The following is a 17,931-nucleotide window of genomic DNA, read 5'->3' as shown; positions in this document are numbered from 1 at the left end:
ATCGAGCCTGCCGTCGCTGTTGCGGCCCAAATGGCTGCGACCACGGGTCCGACGCAAAAGGACGCGGCCGAGTCCCGCTACTTCAACCGGGAGCTAAGCTGGCTCGCCTTCAACCGGCGGGTGCTGGAGGAAGCCTCCAATCCCAAGCATCCGCTGCTTGAGCGGGTACGATTCCTCTCTATCTCCGCAAACAATCTCGACGAATTCTTCATGGTCCGCGTGGCGGGCCTGAAAGCGCATCAGGCTCTCGGCGTCGAAGAACTTTCGCCCGAGGGCATGACCGTCGCTCAGCAGCTTTCGGCAATCACCGTCGAGGCGGATCGGCTAATCAACAGTCAGCACGAGGTCTGGGGCCAGTTACAGGCCGACTTCGATAAAGCCGGCATGCACGTGATCGGCTTTGAACCGCTCGAGCCGGAAGCGGAGACCTGGCTCGACCAGCACTTTCGTGAGCAAATCTTCCCGGTCCTGACCCCGCAGGCGATCGATCCCGCGCACCCCTTCCCTTTCATCCCGAACAAGGGACTGAGCCTTATCTTCGAGTTGAAGAAGGGTCGGAACAGCGTGCGCGAGCTGATCATGGCGCCGCGCACCCTGCCTCGCTTCATCCGAATTCCAGGCGAGGCTGGCCGCTATATTGCGCTGGAAACGCTGATCCGGCGCAAGACGGATTATCTGTTCCCGAAGTATCAGGTGCTGCGCGGCGGCGCGTTCCGGATCATTCGCGACAGCGACATCGAGGTTGAGGAAGAGGCCGAAGACCTGGTTCGCTTCTTCCGCACCGCCATCAAGCGGCGGCGGCGCGGGCGCGTGGTTCGCCTCGAGCTCGAGCCCGACATGCCCGACAGCCTCGTCGCGGCGGTGCAGGAAGGATTGGATGCCAAGAGCGCGATCGTCGACGAGACCCGCGGCTTCCTCGGCATGGACGACCTTGCGCAGCTGGTCGACGAGGATCGGCCGGACCTGAAGTTTCCGCCCTTCAATCCGCGCTTTCCGGAACGCATCCGAGAGCATGGCGGAGACTGCTTCGCGGCGATCAAGGAAAAGGACCTCCTGGTCCACCACCCTTACGAAAGCTTCGAGGTGGTGGTCGCGTTCATCCAGCAGGCAGCGGCGGATCCGGATGTCATTGCAATCAAGCAAACCCTTTATCGGGCCGGCAAACAGTCGGCTATTATCAAGGCCCTGATCGATGCCGCCGAAGCGGGCAAATCCGTCACAGCCGTCATCGAGCTGAAGGCTCGGTTCGACGAGGAGCAGAACCTCGCCTGGGCCAATGCCCTTGAGCGCGCCGGCGTGCAGGTCGTCTATGGTTTCATCGAGTGGAAGACCCACGCGAAGGTCTCGATGGTCATCCGGCGCGAGGAGAAGGGCTTCCGTACCTACTGCCACTTCGGGACCGGCAATTATCATCCGGTAACCGCGAAGATTTACACCGACCTCAGCTATTTCACCGCGAACCCGGTCACCGGCCGCGATGCAGCGAAGCTGTTCAACTACATCACGGGATATCTCGAGCCGCGGAACCTCAGGCAGCTCGTGATCTCGCCGCAGAACATGCGGACCGAGCTGATCAAGCTGGTCGACGCCGAGATCGCCGCAGCCAAGGCCGGCAAGCCGTCGGGTGTCTGGGCGAAGATGAACTCGCTGGTTGACCCGATCATGATCGAGAAGCTCTACGAAGCGAGCGCCGCTGGCGTGTCGATCGATCTCGTCATTCGCGGCATCTGCTGCTTGCGGCCGGGTGTCCCGGGATTATCCGAAAACATATACGTGAAGTCGATCGTCGGGCGCTTCCTGGAGCATGCGCGCATGTGGGCATTCGCCAACGGGCACGAGCTGCCGAACCCGGAGACCAAAGTCTACATCAGCTCGGCCGACTGGATGCCGCGCAACTTCGACCGGCGCATCGAATATATGCTTCCGATCGAGAACAAGACGGTGCACGCGCAGCTGCTTGACCAGGTGATGGTCGCGAACCTGATCGACAATGAGCAGAGCTGGCGCCTCAATGCTGACGGCACCTACACGCGGCTGCAGCCCAAGGCTGGGCAGGAGTTCAACCTGCACAGCTATTTCATGTCCAACCCAAGCTTGTCCGGACGCGGGCAGGCCCTAAAGAAGGGCCGGAAAGTACCCAAGCTGCGTTTCAACCGCGGCCGGTAAACAGGGATCTGGACAGGAAGGTCTGTGGCGACAGCCGACCCCGCTGCCATCATCGACATCGGGTCGAACTCGGTCCGCCTGGTCGTCTATGCCGGCCCGGCGCGGGTCCCCACTCCCATTTTCAACGAGAAGGTCCTCGCAGGCCTCGGTTCGGGCGAAGACCCGTCCGGGCCATTGCCCGCTGAACCGCGCGACAAGACGCTGGCGGCCCTCCGCCGGTTCCGGCTGCTGATCAATCATATGAAGGTGAAGCAGACGCGGGTCGTCGCGACTGCTGCCATTCGCGACGCCGAGGACGGCGAAGAGTTCGTCCGTGAAGTCGATCGCATCGGTTTCGACTGCGAGGTCCTGAGCGCGGAAGAGGAAGCGCATTTCGCGGGCGAAGGCGTGCTGTCGGGCATTCCCGAAGCGAACGGCATTGTTGGTGATCTTGGCGGCGGAAGTCTCGAGCTCGTCGACGTGGCGGACGGGCGAACCACCGGTGGAATTTCGATGCCGTTGGGCGTGCTGCGGCTCGATGCCACGCCGGATGGGGAAAGGGCTGCCCGGAAGACTCTCCGTTCTACGCTCAAGACCACCGACCTTCGGGAGCGGGCACGGGGCCGTCGCTTTTACATGGTCGGCGGATCGTGGCGCGCCCTGGCCCGGATCGACATGTTCGCGACCGATTTCCCGCTGCCGATCACCCACCAGTACCGCATGAAGCCAGCCCGGGCGCGCGAACTTCGCAAGATCGTGAAATCGATCGATCCACGTTTCGCGACGGCCGCCGCGCCGCAGCGGCTGGCGACATCGCCGGTCGCCGCGATGCTGCTCGAGCTTTTGGTCGAGGAGCTGGAGCCGTCGCAGCTGGTCGTGTCCACTTATGGGATCCGCGAAGGCCTGTTGTTCGACCGGTTGAAGCCGGCCGTTCGGCGACAAGACCCGTTGATTGAGGAGGCGCGCGACGCGGGCGGAGGGGAACATCGCTTCGGCCAGCACGGCGACTTGCTCGACGACTGGATCGCGCCGGTCTTCGACGACGAACCGGGGATGGAGCGCCTTCGCCACGCATCCTGCCTGCTGGCGGACGTGGCATGGCAAGCCAACCCTGGCTTCCGCGCGGACCGCGGCATCGAGATGGCGCTCCATGGAAACTGGGTCGCCGTGAACCCGGCCGGCCGCGTGATCATGGCGCAGGCGCTCACCGCCAACTTCGGCCGCGATCAGTTGCCGGATCCGCGGCTGGTCGAGCTCCCGAAAGAAGCGCAGCTCAAGCGGGCACATTGCTGGGGCTTGGCGATGCGTCTTGGCCAACGGCTATCGGGCGGCGTTGGATCGGTGCTGAAGCGAACTCGCCTAAGCTCCCAAAATGGCGCCATACAACTGCATGTCAGGCGCGGCGACGAGGCGCTGATCGGCGACTCCGTCGAGCGCAGGCTGGCGCGCCTTGCCGAAACTCTTGGGAAAGAGGCGGTGGTCGTCAGCGAATAGCTGGTGTGGCGTTCCAACGGCCGTGCGGCTAGGAGCCGGTCGCATGGGGGAACTGTCTTCCACTGAACGCAACATCGTCGAACGCGCTGCGGCCGAGCCCATGCTCGACCAAGTCCTCGCATGGTCGGCGGTCAACAGCGGATCGCGCAACCTTGGCGGGCTTGAGCGGATGGCCGATTTGCTGGCCGACGCTTTTTCGGCGCTTCCGGGCGTGCTCCGGCTGGAGAATCCAGCGCCTGTCGAGAGCGTTGATAACGCGGGGCGAACGCTCGACATCAAGCATGGTCGGCACCTGCATCTGAGCGTCCGGCCAACAGCGCCGGTGCAGCTGCTCTTCACCGGCCACATGGACACGGTCTTCGGTGAGGATCACGCCTTTCAGGAGACGCGCTGGCTCGAAGACGGCGTTCTCAACGGACCGGGCGTCGCCGACATGAAGGGCGGAATCGCGGTGCTGCTCGCCGCGCTGAAGGCGGTCGAAAGCAGCGGATCAGACCGCATCGGCTACGAGGTCGTCATCAACAGCGACGAGGAAGTCGGCTCGCCTGCATCGGCGCCGTTGCTCTCGCGGGCGGCCACCGGCAAGCGCGCGGCCCTGACATACGAGCCTGCCGCGCTGCCCGACGGCACGCTGGCGGGAGCGCGCCCCGGAAGCGGCAATTTCTCCATCGTTATCCATGGGCGCTCAGCCCACGCGGGGCGCAATCCCGAGGACGGGCGGAATGCAGTCATCGCGGCAGCGGACCTCGCGTTGCGGTTGGCCAAGGCGAAGGGGCCGGAGCTCAGCATCAATCCCTCGCGGATCGACGGCGGTGGCCCGACCAACGTCGTTCCTGACCTCGCAATCTTGCGCGTCAATCTGCGGCCGAGGACTCCGGAAGAGGAAGCGCGGGCGCGGCTTGTTATCGAGAACAATGTCGCTGCAATCGCTTCCGATCATGACGTGAAGGTGGAAGTTCACGGCGGCTTCGGCCGCCCGCCCAAGCCGCTTACGCCGGACGCGGAAGCCCTGTTCAATCTCGTCAAACAGGCCGGCGCGGACCTCGGCCAGCCGATCGGATGGCAGTCCACCGGCGGCGTCTGTGACGGCAACAATATCGCCGCCTGCGGCGTGCCCGTGGTCGACACGATGGGTGTGCGCGGTGGCAAGATCCACAGCATGGAGGAATTTCTGATCGTCGACAGCTTGAAGGAGCGCGCGGCATTGTCGGCGCTCACCATCCTGCGTCTGGCTTCGGAGGCCGCATGAGGTTCCGCGTAAGGCCAGCCACCGGCGAAGATTTCCGCGCGATCTATCAGATGGCCAAGCTGACTGGTGGCGGGTTCACCAACCTTCCGGCGGACCGCGGGACCTTGGTCGCGAAGCTCGCGCGCTCCGACAAATCTTTCTCGCGCACAGAGGACGATCAGGACGCCGACCTTTATGTGTTCGTGCTCGAAGATCCGAAGGCCCACAAGATCCGCGGGACCTGTCAGGTGTTCGGGCAGGTCGGTGTAGTTCAGCCCTTCTATAGCTATCATTTAAGCACGCTGACGCAGACGAGCCCCGAGCTGGGCAAGACCTTCCGCAACCAGATGCTCAGCCTGACAACCGACCTTGAAGGATCGTCGGAAGTGGGCGGCCTGTTCCTACATCCGGAGATGCGCGCGGGCGGCTGGGGCGCGCTGCTGGCGCGCAGCCGTTACCTCTTCATTCGGGAACATCGCGCGCGCTTTGGCGACCGCACGTTGGCCGAGCTTCGTGGCGTGATGGACGAGGCAGGCAACGCGCCTTTCTGGGATGCCCTCGCCGGCCGCTTCTTCGGGATGACCTTTCCTGAGGCGGACGAGTTCAATGCGGTGCACGGCACCAAATTCATCGCGGACCTGATGCCTAAGACTCCGATCTACGTCTCGCTGCTGGCCGAGACGGGGCGCGCCGTCATGGGCCAGCCGCATCCGACCGGACGCGCCGCGCTTCGCATGCTCGAACAGGAAGGCTTCGTGTTCGATCGCTACGTCGACATCTTCGATGGCGGACCGACCGTAACCGCTCGGACTGACGACATTCGGACTATCCGCGAAGCGCGCACCGAAAAGGTCTGCGCGATCGAAGATGGCGGACCGAACAAGATGATGGTGTCGGCTGGAACCTTGAAGGACTTCCGGGCTTGCTTCGCATCGGTGAAGAAGCTTGCGCGCCAAGGCGTTCAAATTGATCGCGAAGCGGCCGAACTACTCGAGGTCGAGGTAGGCGATTCGATTCAGCTGGTCGGGCGATGAGTCTTCGTGAGATCAACTTCGACGGCATCGTCGGGCCCAGCCACAATTATGCAGGCCTGAGCTTCGGCAATGTCGCGTCGATGAGCCACGCGGGAGCGGTGTCGCAGCCGCGAGCTGCGGCGCTGCAGGGTATCGACAAGATGCGCGCGAACCTCGCGCTTGGCCTCAGCCAGGGCATCTTCCTTCCAGCGCCGCGGCCGGACCGCGAATGGCTGGCGGAACTGGGCACGGACGTCGACCATGCCGAGCCGGCGCTATTCGCCGCGGCGACCTCAGCTTCTTCGATGTGGGCGGCGAATGCGGCGACGGTCTCCCCTGCCCCCGATACCGCCGACGGACGCTGTCACCTGACAGTCGCGAACCTGCGCACCATGCCCCATCGCAGCCACGAGTGGCCCTCGACCCTGGCACAGCTGGAGATCGCGTTCGCGAGCCATGCTTTCGCGGTTCACGGTCCGGTTCCGCCGGCCTTTGGCGACGAGGGTGCAGCGAACCACATGCGGCTGGCCGGCTCGCAGGGCGAACCAGGCGTCGAAGTTTTCGTCTATGGCGTCTCGGGCGGCGCCTTTCCGGCGCGCCAGCATGTCGAAGCATCCAAGGCGATTGCGCGGCTACACGGCCTCAACCCCGATCGCGTGATCTTCGCGGCACAGTCTGAAGAGGCGATTGCTGCGGGCGCCTTCCACAACGACGTAGTTGCAGTCGCCAACGAGCGCGTACTCTTCGCCCATGAGAAGGCGTTCGGCGACAAAACGGCGCTGATTGAGCGATGCGAGCAGCTGGTGCCCGGCTTCGAATATGTCGAGGTTCCGGACGCTGAGGTGCGGCTCGCGGATGCAGTGAAGTCATATCTCTTCAACGCTCAGCTCGTGACGCCGCCTGACGGACAGCCGACGCTGATCGTACCGACAGAAGCCCGCGAGACGCCTTCCGTGTGGCGCTGGATAGAACGGCACGTCTCCGGCAACGGGCCGATCCGCCGCGTTGAAGTTGTCGACGTGCGTCAATCGATGGCGAACGGCGGCGGTCCGGCCTGCCTTCGCCTGCGCGTCGTCGCAGACCCCGCAAGCGTCGATCCGCGCTTCATGGTCGACGACGGGAAGCTCGATCTGGTCGCCGACGTGATCCGTCGTCACTGGCCCGAACAGATCCATTCGGCCGAGCTCCAACAGCCCGCGCTCATCGCCGAAATCGAGCGAGCGCGGACCGCTTTGCTACAGACTCTCGATTTGGGACGATTGTCCGCTCGTTAACATTCTATTTACCATTCCCATTAAGGGGCATATGGCTCAAATCCGCCGTTGAGACGTTGCGTTCTTAACGTTTTGGGATCTGAGATGCTTCGAAAAGTCGGTCGCCTGTTCACGATCAAGACGCGCTGGGAAGCCTGGCTCGTCATCTACGCCATCGCGCTCGGCGCAGTGGAGCGCGGCCAACATTATCTGGCGGCTTATCCCGGTTTCGGCGGCTGGATGCTGGCGCTCGCCTGCACGGGCGTGGTGTTCGTTGCCGGTGGAAAGCTGCTCGACTCGGTGCGTCCGCAAGAACCGGCGATCAGCGTCGGGCCTTATGCTGCGCCCGTGCGGCGGCGGTCACCTACTGGTCGTAATCGACCCACGCTCCCGCGCTATCATCCTTCTTCAGAGTCACGCTCTTCGCACCGCATAGATTGACGCCTGCCCAGGTGACCGGCTTGCCGTCCGCGTCACCACGAATGTCGAATGCGCAGTCCTGGTTCTTAAAGGCAACCTGACCGCTGGCTCCCGGCGAACGCGCCGTGTTCAGCGGCTTCCAGTCGTTAGCGCCGGCACGGCTGATGGAGATATTGCCGACAGCGCCAGACGTGCCGTTCACCAGGTTGAAGTCAGACGCCCCCGGGCCCGCAAACGCGGGCGAGGCACAGATCACCAAAAGCGAAAGTGGGACCTTCTTCATACGTTCGGGCATATACGCCCGAACGTATTGAGCAGAAAGTAAAATCGCTGAGGCTTATGCTGCGTTGAGCTCAGCGTAATCAGGCCGACGACCACTCCAGAACACCGGCGTCGGTGCAGGACCCAGGTTTGCGGCTTCCTTCAGCGGCAAAGCCGTCGAGCAGAAGGCACACTCGGCCGACAGGCGGCCGATCAACCAATGGGTCCGGCCACAACCGGGACAGTGATTGACCTCGCCGTCGTGATAGACCGCGTGATACCCCCGCGCATTGGGATTGAACGGAGCGCGGCGGTTCTCAATCGAACTCAGCATAGTGCCTTCCTTCGAAACCATTTCAGACTGCAACGAGCGTTGAGTCGTTAGGTTTCGAGGATGATCCGTGATTAACCTGGCTGTGTCACTCTAGGGCAACTCTGCTGTTCCGGCATGATACAATGTTTGTTATGCATCCGAATCGGTCGGGGAAATAATCCACAGGGCTGTGGATATTCACCATGTCTTAAACAATTCCGCGTGATGGTCCCTTGTGGGTTGTCCAGGCGTGGAGGGGGGACCGGTGGAGTCGAACGAGCGTTATTATCGTCGCCGTGCGGTTGAGGAGCGGATGGCAGCACAACGGGCTGTGACGGAACAGGCCCGCGCGTGGCACGCCAAGCTTGCCGAAGATTTCGCTGCACGCGCTGGCACTATTACGACCGCAGTCGTAGCCTGATCGTTTCGGGGATCGAGCGCGCCTATTTGGCAGCGCCCTCCTCGATCGCATCCAACACTGCTTCGGGCGCGACCCGCCGCTTCATCTCTTCAAGTTCGTGATGTTCGGCAGCCGGGATGTTCATTCGTTCGGCGATTTCCGAGACCAGCTCCACCAGTTTAGTGATCTCCGCTTCCGCAAGCAGGCTGATCTGCACGTCTAGCTCCGCGCGCTGATCGGCCGCCGCAGCCATCCGGTTCTGCGTGATCAGGATGAAAGTTGAGAGGAAGATCGCCTCGACCGACGCTATCATGGCCAGAACCACGAACGTCGGATCCCATGGCTTGATGCCCGGCACGACGCCGAGATTGGCGAAAATCCAGCAGCCGTAGATCAAGGCATGGGCGTAGACGAAGCGCATACTCCCGCTGAATCGCGTGATCGCGGCTGCCAGCCGCTCCTGCAGACCGGCCGACGCTACCTCTTCTTCGCGGCGGCGGCGAAGCACTTCGATATTGCGCCGGAGCGACGAGTTCAGGGAATCTGGAGGCGGCGCAATTGTCGGGTTGTCACGCATACGCTCAGCAAACGAGCCGCTTCGAAGCGCCGTTCCTACAGCCGTTTGCGATGGAGAAAATGGCGCGCCCGAAAGGATTCGAACCTCTGACCCCCAGATTCGTAGTCTGGTGCTCTATCCAGCTGAGCTACGGGCGCGCTGCAATCGAAGCGGTGCTCCGACGCGGAGGCCGCGACATAGTGGGACGAACCGGCAGACGCAACCCTTCGCGATTGCGGGTTCCTCCCCTCGCTTTTAAGGCTGGGCGCATGCGTGCGATCATCGGGTCCTGTCTGACAATCCTAGTATTGAGCGCCTGCTCGACACCGGGGGGCCCCTATCCTTCCCTTCAGCCGCGCGCGGGGGAGGCCGTCGATCCTCGCGTTCCGATCAATCGGCCACTGAACGATCGGCCGGTCACGCCGGCACTTGCGAGCCGACTGTCCGAACTGGTCGCTCAGGCGCACAGCGGCGATGCTTCGTTCCAGCCGGCGCTCGATCAGGCTCAGCGCCTCGCAAATGCTGCGGGGAGTTCGCAAAGCGAAAGCTGGGTTGCAGCGCAGGTGGCGCTCACTGCAGCGATTGCCGCGCGGGGGCCTACGAGCAGCGCGCTTGCCGACATCGATGCGCTTGGCGGAACCAAGTTGCAGGCGCAGGCCGGACTGGCGCCGAACGATCTCGCGGCGATCAGGCGCGCTGGCGAAGAAGTTGGAGCGATCGATCAGCGTCAGGCCGACGCGATCAAGCTTATCCAGCAGCGCCTGGGGCTCTAGCGAGCGCGGCTGCGCGTGCCGCCGGCCATTCATCGGCATCAATGCGGTAGACCATGTTCGGATGGAGCTCCGGCCCGTAGCGCGAGTCTTCGAAGTCGAGGTCCTGGCGGCGCTTCATGCCCAGCCGATGCATCAGGCCCCAACTCGCTTCGTTCTGCATGACCGTCAGGGCAATGACGTGCGGCGCTTCGAAGCGGCCGAACGCCAAATCCAGGCTGGCGATCGCCGCTTCCTTGGCGATGCCCTTGCCCCAGGCTTCCGGGCGCAGGCGCCAGCCGATTTCGTGCTGGCCTGTCAGGTCCGTGCCGGGGCTGTTGACGCGCTTGATGCCGCAGAAGCCGAGGATGTCGCCGTTGGCGCGGTCCTCGACGATCCAGAAGGCGTGGCCATATTCGGCCTGGCAGCCGCGGACCCGATTATATGCGGCACGCCACTGCTCGGGCAGTTGCATGCCGCCGAGATGTTCCATGACCTCGGGCCGGTTCATGACCTCGTAGAAGCGGACCTCATCCTCATCGTCCCACTCACGCAGGCGCAAGCGGTCGGTCTCGGCAACGACCTTAGCCACCGAGCGCCTCCACGCCGCGGACGACTGCATCTATTGCATCGTCGACATGTTCGATGTGCGTCCGGAAGCAGAGGATCGCACAACGGAGACGATAGCCGCCGTCGATTTTGGTGCCGCTCATCATCACTCGGCCTTCTTGCTGGATGTGGACCATCAGTCGTTCGTTGAAGTCGTCGACGTCACCTTTCCTCGACAAATAGCGGAAGGCGACGACGGAGAGATCCGGGGCTGGGCCAGGATCGAAGCCGTCGATCTCGGACAGGCGCGCATGGAAGTAGCGGGCGAGCGCGAGCTTCTCGGACTGAGCGGCGCGAAACGCGGCGACTCCGGCCATCTGCAGCGGCAACCAGAGGCGCAGTGCGCGGAAGTGGCGCGTAAGCTCGGGCGAGAGGTCGGCGGGCGACGGCCCGACTTCGGACTCGCCGAGGGGACGGATGTATTCGCCGCTGGCGCTGAAAGCTTCCTGCAGCAGCCGGCCGTCGCGAACGAGCGCGGCGCCGGTGCCATAGGGCAGGAACAGAGTCTTGTGGGGATCGAGCGCGACGCTGTCGGCAAGCTCGATACCGCGAAGGAGCGACTTGCCTTCATCGCAAAGAGCGAAAAGGCCGCCATATGCACCATCGACGTGGAGCCAAGCTCCGTACTTGCGGCACAGCGCGGCGATCTCGGACAGCGGGTCGATCGCGCCGGTGTCGACCGTGCCAGCAGAAGCGATAACGATCCAAGGCTTCACGCCGTTAAGGCGATCTGCCTCTAGCGCCTGTTCAAGCGCTTCGACCGACATGCGGTAGCTGTCGTCGGTAGCGATGACCCGCTTGGGCGAACGGCCGCGGCCGGCAATGTGGAGCGCCTTGTCGACGCAATAATGAGCGAAACGCGTGACGTAGACCGCGCCGCCGCCGTCGGGGTCTCGCGCCTCACGAGCGGCGACGATGCAGGTGAGGTTTGCAATGCTTCCGCCCGAGGTCAGCGTGCCGGCAGAATCGTGCGGGAAGCCGATGACGCTCGCGAGCCACGCGACGCAGGCATTTTCGATTCGGACTGCGCCGGGGCTGGCCGAGGCAAACCCGGAATATTTGTTCGATGTCGCCGCTAGCAGGTCACCGAAAGCGGAGAATGGGACGCCCCCGCCCGGGATATAGGCCATGAAGCGAGGGCTGGTGGTCGCGAAGCCCGGTGCGTCGATGCACGCGCCTACGTAATCCAGCACCTGCTGTGGATCGCGAGCTTCCTCGGCGAACTCGGGATCGAGGCGCTGACTGAACACTTCCGACCAGGGGCGATTGCTCGGCGCCGCCTCGACCTGGTCCCAATAAGCGAGCGCGTGATCGAGAGCTTGAGTGCCCAGTTCACGGCGGCGTTCGCCGTCCGGTTCCAGGGGCGCAGCCTCATCGCGAAGGCGCCCGATCTCCGCGCGAAGCTGTTCGATCACGCGATCAGGCGCGCGGCATCCACCGCGTGATAGGTCAGGACGCCGGACGCTCCGGCGCGCTTGAACGCCACCAGGGTCTCGAGGATCAGCGCGTTGCGGTCGCCTGCCCCCGCGGCCGCTGCCGCCTCGATCATCGCATACTCCCCACTCACCTGATAGGCGAAGGTCGGGACGCCGAACGCATCCTTCACGCGGGCGATCACGTCGAGGTACGGCAGGCCTGGTTTCACCATCACGAAGTCAGCGCCTTCGGACAGGTCCAGCTCGACCTCGCGCAGCGCTTCCTCGATATTCGCGGGGTCCATTTGGTAGCCGCGCTTGTCGCCCTTCAGGCGGCCGAGCGAGCCGACCGCCTCGCGGAACGGGCCGTAGAAGGCAGACGCATATTTGGCGGCGTAGGCCATGATCGCGACATTCTGGTGCCCGGCGTCTTCGAGCGCAGCGCGGATCGCGGCGACGCGGCCGTCCATCATATCTGACGGCGCCACGATGTCCGCGCCAGCCTCGGCCTGCACCAGCGCCTGATCTACCAGGATGCTGACGGTATCGTCATTGATGACGTTGCCGAGCTCGTCGATCATGCCGTCGTGGCCGTGGCTTGTGTAGGGATCCAGAGCCACGTCGGTGAGGAGGCCAATCTCCGGCGCCGCATCCTTGATCGCCTTGATCGCTTGGCAGATCAGATTGTCGCGGTTTAGCGCCTCGCGAGCATCGTCGGTGCGAAGCTCCTCCGGCGTATTGGGGAAGAGTGCGACGCACGGGATGCCGAGCTCGGCAGCCTCGCGGGCCTTCGCCCCGAGGCGGTCGACGCTCCAGCGGCTGACGCCGGGAAGTGCACCGATCGGCTCTTCGCAATCGCGGCCGTCGCAGACGAACAGCGGCCAGATGAAGTCGGAAGCGTGAAGCCGGTGCTCGGCGAGCATCGAACGCATCCAAGCGCTCGATCGGCCGCGGCGCATGCGCAGTGCAGGAAATGATGCGGACATGGCCGCGCCTCTAGCGCCATTCGCCCGATATCGGGAACCCAAATTGCCGTAGCGCCGCTTTGGCTCACATGGGGAACGAGCGCGTCCTGCCAAAGCAGGCAATACTGATCGTCAACACCGCTAGCCGGAACGGAGCGGCGTCGTTCGAGCCCGCACGAGAGAAGCTGGTCTCAGCCGGTGTCGAATTGATCGATGCCCGCCCGGTCGATGAACCCGAAAAGCTGCCAGGCGAAGTGCAGGCCGCGATCCACCGGGCGCCGATGGTGATTGTTGGTGGCGGCGACGGAACCCTGTCGGAAACGGTCGACCATTTTCTGGGCAGCGACACGGTCTTCGCGTTGCTCCCGCTGGGGACGGCGAACAGCTTTGCGCGGACGCTCGGCATGCCCTTGGACCTGGATGGAGCGGTGGACACGATCGCGAACGGCGAGGCACGGCGCATCGATCTGGCAGCCATTGATGGCGACTATTTCCTCAACAACGCAGCGCTCGGCCTCGCGCCCGTCGTCGCGGAAACCGTGCCGCACGGACTGAAGAAGAGCCTTGGCCGGCTGGGCTACCTGCTCTGGGCCGGCTGGTCAGCGGCGAGCTTCAAGGCTTTCCGCCTGTCGATCGATGACGGAACGCGAACCCACTCGCTCTGGGCGACCGAGGCGAGGATTGCGAACGGGCGCTTCCATGGCGGGGTCGAGCTGATCGAAAGTGCCGAGCTCGAAAGCGGCGAGATCGTTGTGCAGGCGGTCCAGGGCCGTAGCGTCGCCAAGCTCGGTTGGAGCTATCTGGCGAGTGCCCTGAAGCACCCTGCCCGTCAGCGAGCCGTCCGCGAGTTAAGGGGCCAACGGATGCGGATCGACACCAGGCCGCGGATGCGAGTGTCGATCGACGGGGAGCTAGGGCCCGAGACACCGTTTGAAGCGTCGGTCGTGCCGCAAGCGATTTACGTCGCAGCCCCTAGCCGGCGGGATTGAGCGCACCGCCAGGCTCACGCGTGGCCTCGGCCTGCTCGATGCAGTCGTCATCGCAGGGCAGCTCTTCAAGACCCATGCGCGCCTTCTTCCAGCTGCCGTTGAGATAATAAGCCGAAGCTAGGGCGAGATTGGCGAGCGCGCTGATCGGGAAGCTGGTCCAGAGCGCGTCGGTGCCGAGCCAGCCGCTGGTCGCAAAAATCCAGCCGAAGCGGACGGGGACGAGGCCGATGGCGAGGATGACCAGCGGCGCCCACACCGCACCGTTGGCGCGAACGGTTCCGAACAATACCATCGTGATGCCGAACAGAACGAAGTTCCATGTCGCGAGGATATGGATGTGGCGCGCGATCGGCAGCGCTGGGCTCTCGGTGCCCATGAACAGGCCGAGCACCGGGCGGTCGGCGATGGTGAGGAGCACGACGAGCGCAGCCGTGATCAGCACCGTGTACCCAATGCCCGACCGTGTGATGGCGCTGACGCGATCCCATTTCCCGGCGCCGATGTTCTGCGCGACCATCGCGCTGACGGCAGCGCCCAGTGCCATCGCGGGCATCTGAACGTAGGTCCAAAGCTGCATCGCGACGCCAAACGCTGCGGTCGTGTCGACGCCGTGGCGGTTGACCAGCCCGACCAGCGCAAGCGCGGACATCGAGATGACGATCATCTGGATGCCCATCGGGAAGCCCTTCACGACGATGGTACGAAGGATCGGCCATCGCGGGATGAGGCACAGCAGCTCGCGGCCGCGCAGGCGGAGCGGCAGATCGCGGAAGTACATGCAGGCGAGCAAGCCGATCAGCGCCGTATAGTTGGCGATGAGCGTTGCCACCGCAGAACCGCTTATGCCGAGCTTCGGTGCGGGGCCCAATCCAAGGATGAAAACGGGGTTGAGGCCGCTGTCGAGCAGTACCGCAACGATCATGAACCAAAGGGGAGTCAGTGCGTCTCCGGACCCCCGCAGCGCCATCATCAGCAAGGTCAGGAGCAGGAGCGCCGGCATGGCCAGGAAGATCACGCGCAAATACTCGAGCGCTAGGGGTGCGGCGTCGGCCGGCGTCGCAAGCAGCTTCAGTATTCCGGGCGCGAGGAAATAGCCGACCACGGCGATTACGATCGTGATGAGTGCGAACGAGCCGCCCGCGGTGCCAAAGATCTGGCGCGCCTCGCCGATCTCGCGCTTGCCCCAGGCCTGACCAATGAGGATGGTCGAGGCCATTCCGAAGCCGAACACGAACGCGGTCAGCAGGAACATGACCATGTTCGCATTGGACGTCGCAGCGAGCGCGTCCTCGCCGAGGAAGCGGCCGACCCAGATGGCGTTGACGGTGCCGTTGAGCGACTGGAGGATGGATGAAGCGAGTGTCGGAAGCGCGAACCTCAGCAACGTCGGGCCGATACTGCCCTGCGTCAGATCGCCGCGTCTTGCCGTCCCTGCGTCCGCCACTCGTTACTCCGCTTAGCCGAGCCTCTCCAACGCGGCGCGTAGCCGTTCGGCCTCAGCGGCCTTCGCATCATGGTCGGACCGTGCCTTTTCCACGGCCTCGGGCTTGGCGCGCTCGGTGAAGTTCGAGTTGGCGAGGCGAGCGGAGAGGCTGTCGCGTTCTTTCTCGGCGGACGCTGCGGCCTTGGACAGGCGGTCGCGCTCGGACTCAATGTCGATCACGCCTTCGAGCGGCAGAGCGAATGTCGCTTCGTCGACGACGACCTGTGCCGCGCCCTTGCCTGGGAATGTCGAGAGCTGGATGGATTCAATCCGCGCAAGACGGGAGATCATCCCATAGTTGCGGTCGAGACGCCCCTCGGTCGTGCCGGAGGCGTCGGCGGCGAACAGTTGCAGCTTGGCCGAAGGAGGCACGTTCAGTTCGGTGCGGGCAGAACGAACCTCGCTGACGAGGCGGACGAGCCAGTCGAGCTCCGCCTTCGCATGCGGATCGACCTGCGCCTGCGGATCGGGCCACTTCGCGACGATCAGCTCGTAAGGCCGCTCACCCATTGCGTTCCACAGCTCTTCGGTGATGAAGGGCATGAGCGGGTGGAGCATGACGAGGATCTGGTCGAACGCCCAGGCGGCAACGCGCTTGGTCTCTTCGCCGAACGCGCCTTTGATCAGCTCGACGTACCAGTCGCAGAAGGTGCCCCAGACGAAGTGATAGATGGCGTCGGCCATCTCGTCGTAGCGCAGCTCATCGAACGCGCGGTCCAGCTTGGCGAGGGTCTCGATCACCTCGCCGATGATCCAGCGATTGACCGGAAGCTCTGCGGCGGCCGCGGCAATGCTCTCGCTCGCGCCGACGCCGTTCATCTGCAGGAAGCGCGCGGCGTTCCACAGCTTGGTCGCGAAGTTGCGGTACCCCTCGACGCGCTTCTCATCGAGCTTGATGTCTCGGCCCTGGCTTTCCATCGCCGCCAGCGTGAAGCGCAAAGCGTCGGCGCCGTACTTCTCGATCAGGCCGAGCGGATCGACGGTGTTGCCCTTCGACTTGGACATCTTCGCGCCCTGCCCATCGCGGACGAGGCCGTGGAGGTAGAGAGTCTTCCACGGCGCCTCGCCCATGAACTCGATGCCCTGCATCGCCATGCGCGCATCCCAGAAGAACAGGATGTCGAAGCCGGAGATGAGCACGTCGTTGGGGTAGTGCCGGCGGAGGTCTTCGGTCTCTTCCGGCCAGCCGAGCGTGGCGAACGGCCAGAGCGCTGACGAAAACCAGGTGTCGAGGACGTCGTCGTCCTGGCGCAGCGGCTGGTCACCGGCTTCCTTTCGAGCCTCTTCCTCCGTCTCGGCAACGAACACGTGGCCGTCCTCGGCATACCAGGCGGGGATGCGGTGGCCCCACCAGAGCTGGCGCGAGACGCACCAGGGCTGGATGTTCTCGAGCCAGTTGAACCAGGTCTTCGCCCAGGTTTCCGGCACGATCTTGATGTCGCCCTTCTTCACCGCCTGCAGCGCAGGCAGCGCGAGCTTGGCAGCATCGACGTACCATTGGTCGGTCAGCCACGGCTCGATGACGACGCCGGAGCGGTCGCCGAACGGCGTCGGGATGACGCGATCCTCGACGCGAACCAAAGCGCCTTCATCTTCGAGCTTGGCGACGACGGCCTTGCGCGCTTCCTCGCGAGTCAGGCCGAGCAGGTACTGCGGGATCAGGCCGTCCTGCGTCTGTACGACGTAGGCCTGCGCGTCGAACATGTTGAGCATGTCGGCGGGCCTGAAGCCCGCGCGCTTGCCGACCTCATAGTCGTTGAAGTCGTGGCCCGGCGTGATCTTCACCGCGCCTGACCCAAGCTCCGGATCGGCATGCTCGTCTCCGATGATCGGGATCAGACGGCCGGTGATCGGATGCTTGATCTGCTTGCCGATTAGCGCCTTGTACCGCTCGTCCTCGGGATGGACGGCAACGGCCATGTCCGCGAGCATCGTTTCGGGCCGCGTCGTCGCGACTTGGATCGCCCCAGTGTTGTCGGCGAGCGGGTAGCTCAGGTGCCAGAACTTGCCCTGCACGTCGCGTGTCTCGACTTCGAGGTCGCTGATCGCCGTCTGGAACTTCGGGTCCCAATTGACGAGGCGCTTGTCGCGATAGGCGAGGCCGCGCTTGTAGAGCTCGACGAAGACGTGGGTGACGGCCTTCGAGAAACCCTCGTCCATGGTGAAGCGCTCGTGCGCCCAGTCGCAGCTGGCACCGAGGCGACGAAGCTGGCGAGTGATCGCGCCGCCCGACTCCGCCTTCCACTCCCAGACATGCTCGAGGAACGCCTCACGGCCGATCTCGGCGCGCTTGATCCCCTGCCCTTCGAGGTTCCGCTCGACGACCATCTGCGTGGCGATGCCCGCATGGTCGGTGCCCACGACCCACAACGCATCCTTGCCGCGCATCCGCTCACGGCGGGTCAGGACGTCCTGAAGCGTATTGTCGAGCGCATGGCCGATGTGCAGCGATCCCGTGACATTGGGCGGCGGCATGACGATCGTCCATGGCGTCTCATTGGGACGGTGAGGCCGGAACAGCCCGTTCGTTTCCCAGTGCGTATACCAGCGCTCCTCAATGGCGCCGGGTTCGAAGGTCTTGGGGAGGTCAGTCATGGAGTGCGCCGCCTAGCGGGCGCGGCGCACCGGTTCAACCGCA

At 64.1% G+C, this 17,931-nt stretch carries 17 protein-coding genes and 1 tRNA gene; 9 read left to right on the top strand and 9 right to left on the bottom strand.

From position 1 onward, the window contains the following. The first annotated feature begins 30 nt into the window (after window positions 1-30). From AC4GYV_RS02350 to AC4GYV_RS02325, 6 genes are all read left to right on the top strand, one after another. Complete coding sequence (locus tag AC4GYV_RS02350; RefSeq protein WP_491100367.1) at window positions 31-2,166, top strand: RNA degradosome polyphosphate kinase; 2,136 nt, start codon at window positions 31-33, stop codon at window positions 2,164-2,166. A 24-nt stretch (window positions 2,167-2,190) separates the two neighbouring features. Then, window positions 2,191-3,639, top strand: a complete 1,449-nt coding sequence (locus AC4GYV_RS02345) for a Ppx/GppA phosphatase family protein (protein ID WP_491099057.1) — start codon at window positions 2,191-2,193, stop codon at window positions 3,637-3,639. A gap of 43 nt (window positions 3,640-3,682) precedes the next feature. Then, window positions 3,683-4,888 carry a hydrolase gene (locus tag AC4GYV_RS02340; protein WP_491099056.1) on the top strand — a complete coding sequence of 402 codons (1,206 nt, stop codon included), beginning with the start codon at window positions 3,683-3,685 and terminating at the stop codon, window positions 4,886-4,888. Then, entirely contained in the window at window positions 4,885-5,901 is a 1,017-nt protein-coding gene (locus AC4GYV_RS02335; RefSeq protein ID WP_491099055.1) for an arginine N-succinyltransferase, read from the top strand. Before AC4GYV_RS02340 ends, AC4GYV_RS02335 begins: the two co-directional genes overlap by 4 nt. Next, entirely contained in the window at window positions 5,898-7,154 is a 1,257-nt protein-coding gene (locus AC4GYV_RS02330) for an N-succinylarginine dihydrolase (protein WP_491099054.1), read from the top strand. The genes AC4GYV_RS02335 and AC4GYV_RS02330 overlap by 4 nt, the downstream gene beginning before the upstream one ends. 84 nt (window positions 7,155-7,238) lie before the next feature. Further along, window positions 7,239-7,574, top strand: coding sequence for a hypothetical protein (locus tag AC4GYV_RS02325; RefSeq protein ID WP_491099053.1), 336 nt, complete (start codon window positions 7,239-7,241; stop codon window positions 7,572-7,574). Here the strand turns inward: AC4GYV_RS02325 and AC4GYV_RS02320 are convergent. Both AC4GYV_RS02320 and AC4GYV_RS02315 read right to left on the bottom strand, forming a co-directional pair. After that, window positions 7,498-7,836 carry a hypothetical protein gene (locus tag AC4GYV_RS02320; protein WP_491099052.1) on the bottom strand — a complete coding sequence of 113 codons (339 nt, stop codon included), beginning with the start codon at window positions 7,834-7,836 and terminating at the stop codon, window positions 7,498-7,500. The genes AC4GYV_RS02325 and AC4GYV_RS02320 overlap by 77 nt on opposite strands. 54 nt (window positions 7,837-7,890) lie before the next feature. Further along, window positions 7,891-8,148 carry a hypothetical protein gene (locus AC4GYV_RS02315; protein WP_491099051.1) on the bottom strand — a complete coding sequence of 86 codons (258 nt, stop codon included), beginning with the start codon at window positions 8,146-8,148 and terminating at the stop codon, window positions 7,891-7,893. Between the two features lie 244 nt (window positions 8,149-8,392). Between AC4GYV_RS02315 and AC4GYV_RS02310 the strand changes: the two genes are divergently transcribed. Then, a complete protein-coding gene (locus tag AC4GYV_RS02310; RefSeq protein WP_491099050.1) occupies window positions 8,393-8,548 on the top strand; it encodes a hypothetical protein in 156 nt (51 codons plus the stop codon). 22 nt (window positions 8,549-8,570) lie between these two features. On the opposite strand, the gene AC4GYV_RS02305 is transcribed toward AC4GYV_RS02310, so the two are convergent. Together AC4GYV_RS02305 and AC4GYV_RS02300 are read right to left on the bottom strand one after the other, a co-directional pair. Next, the gene (locus tag AC4GYV_RS02305; RefSeq protein ID WP_491099049.1) at window positions 8,571-9,104 is read right to left on the bottom strand and encodes a DUF1003 domain-containing protein; all 534 of its coding nucleotides are present in this window, start codon (window positions 9,102-9,104) and stop codon (window positions 8,571-8,573) included. Window positions 9,105-9,164: 60 nt separating this feature from the next. Then, window positions 9,165-9,241 (bottom strand) — tRNA-Arg (locus AC4GYV_RS02300). 111 nt (window positions 9,242-9,352) lie between these two features. On the opposite strand from AC4GYV_RS02300, the gene AC4GYV_RS02295 reads away from it, so the two are divergent. Then, window positions 9,353-9,856, top strand: coding sequence for a hypothetical protein (locus tag AC4GYV_RS02295; protein WP_491099048.1), 504 nt, complete (start codon window positions 9,353-9,355; stop codon window positions 9,854-9,856). Here the strand turns inward: AC4GYV_RS02295 and AC4GYV_RS02290 are convergent. The 3 genes from AC4GYV_RS02290 to hemB are packed head-to-tail and all read right to left on the bottom strand — an operon-like array spanning window position 9,831 to window position 12,842. Beyond that, window positions 9,831-10,424, bottom strand: coding sequence for a GNAT family N-acetyltransferase (locus AC4GYV_RS02290; protein WP_491099047.1), 594 nt, complete (start codon window positions 10,422-10,424; stop codon window positions 9,831-9,833). The two genes, AC4GYV_RS02295 and AC4GYV_RS02290, sit on opposite strands and share 26 nt — an antisense overlap. Further along, on the bottom strand, window positions 10,417-11,856 hold the full coding sequence (locus tag AC4GYV_RS02285; RefSeq protein WP_491099046.1) for a pyridoxal phosphate-dependent decarboxylase family protein: 1,440 nt from the start codon (window positions 11,854-11,856) through the stop codon (window positions 10,417-10,419). The genes AC4GYV_RS02290 and AC4GYV_RS02285 overlap by 8 nt, the downstream gene beginning before the upstream one ends. Further along, window positions 11,853-12,842, bottom strand: a complete 990-nt coding sequence (gene hemB, locus AC4GYV_RS02280; protein ID WP_491099045.1) for a porphobilinogen synthase — start codon at window positions 12,840-12,842, stop codon at window positions 11,853-11,855. Before hemB ends, AC4GYV_RS02285 begins: the two co-directional genes overlap by 4 nt. Window positions 12,843-12,910: 68 nt before the next feature. Between hemB and AC4GYV_RS02275 the strand changes: the two genes are divergently transcribed. Then, window positions 12,911-13,810 carry a diacylglycerol/lipid kinase family protein gene (locus AC4GYV_RS02275; RefSeq protein ID WP_491099044.1) on the top strand — a complete coding sequence of 300 codons (900 nt, stop codon included), beginning with the start codon at window positions 12,911-12,913 and terminating at the stop codon, window positions 13,808-13,810. On the opposite strand, the gene AC4GYV_RS02270 is transcribed toward AC4GYV_RS02275, so the two are convergent. Beyond that, window positions 13,794-15,254 (bottom strand): MATE family efflux transporter, encoded by a 1,461-nt coding sequence (locus AC4GYV_RS02270; protein WP_491099043.1) that lies wholly within the window; start codon window positions 15,252-15,254, stop codon window positions 13,794-13,796. The genes AC4GYV_RS02275 and AC4GYV_RS02270 overlap by 17 nt on opposite strands. A gap of 12 nt (window positions 15,255-15,266) precedes the next feature. Further along, the gene (locus AC4GYV_RS02265; RefSeq protein WP_491099042.1) at window positions 15,267-17,888 is read right to left on the bottom strand and encodes a valine--tRNA ligase; all 2,622 of its coding nucleotides are present in this window, start codon (window positions 17,886-17,888) and stop codon (window positions 15,267-15,269) included. Window positions 17,889-17,931: the final 43 nt, after the last annotated feature.

It is taken from the genome of Sphingomonas sp. SP4 (genome assembly GCF_058313375.1).
The sequence above is the reverse complement of the archived record's forward strand: the minus strand, read 5'-3'. Positions and strand labels throughout refer to the sequence as shown.

Excerpts from the sequence above, each read along its gene's own strand:
- AC4GYV_RS02350 (WP_491100367.1), top strand. The coding sequence starts at position 31 with ATGGCTGCGACCACGGGTCCGACGCAAAAGGACGCGGCCGAGTCCCGC.
- AC4GYV_RS02340 (WP_491099056.1), top strand. The coding sequence starts at position 3,683 with ATGGGGGAACTGTCTTCCACTGAACGCAACATCGTCGAACGCGCTGCG.
- AC4GYV_RS02335 (WP_491099055.1), top strand. The coding sequence starts at position 4,885 with ATGAGGTTCCGCGTAAGGCCAGCCACCGGCGAAGATTTCCGCGCGATC.
- AC4GYV_RS02330 (WP_491099054.1), top strand. The coding sequence starts at position 5,898 with ATGAGTCTTCGTGAGATCAACTTCGACGGCATCGTCGGGCCCAGCCAC.
- AC4GYV_RS02325 (WP_491099053.1), top strand. The coding sequence starts at position 7,239 with ATGCTTCGAAAAGTCGGTCGCCTGTTCACGATCAAGACGCGCTGGGAA.
- AC4GYV_RS02320 (WP_491099052.1), bottom strand. The coding sequence starts at position 7,836 with ATGAAGAAGGTCCCACTTTCGCTTTTGGTGATCTGTGCCTCGCCCGCG.
- AC4GYV_RS02315 (WP_491099051.1), bottom strand. The coding sequence starts at position 8,148 with ATGCTGAGTTCGATTGAGAACCGCCGCGCTCCGTTCAATCCCAATGCG.
- AC4GYV_RS02305 (WP_491099049.1), bottom strand. The coding sequence starts at position 9,104 with ATGCGTGACAACCCGACAATTGCGCCGCCTCCAGATTCCCTGAACTCG.
- AC4GYV_RS02295 (WP_491099048.1), top strand. The coding sequence starts at position 9,353 with ATGCGTGCGATCATCGGGTCCTGTCTGACAATCCTAGTATTGAGCGCC.
- hemB (WP_491099045.1), bottom strand. The coding sequence starts at position 12,842 with ATGTCCGCATCATTTCCTGCACTGCGCATGCGCCGCGGCCGATCGAGC.
- AC4GYV_RS02275 (WP_491099044.1), top strand. The coding sequence starts at position 12,911 with ATGGGGAACGAGCGCGTCCTGCCAAAGCAGGCAATACTGATCGTCAAC.
- AC4GYV_RS02265 (WP_491099042.1), bottom strand. The coding sequence starts at position 17,888 with ATGACTGACCTCCCCAAGACCTTCGAACCCGGCGCCATTGAGGAGCGC.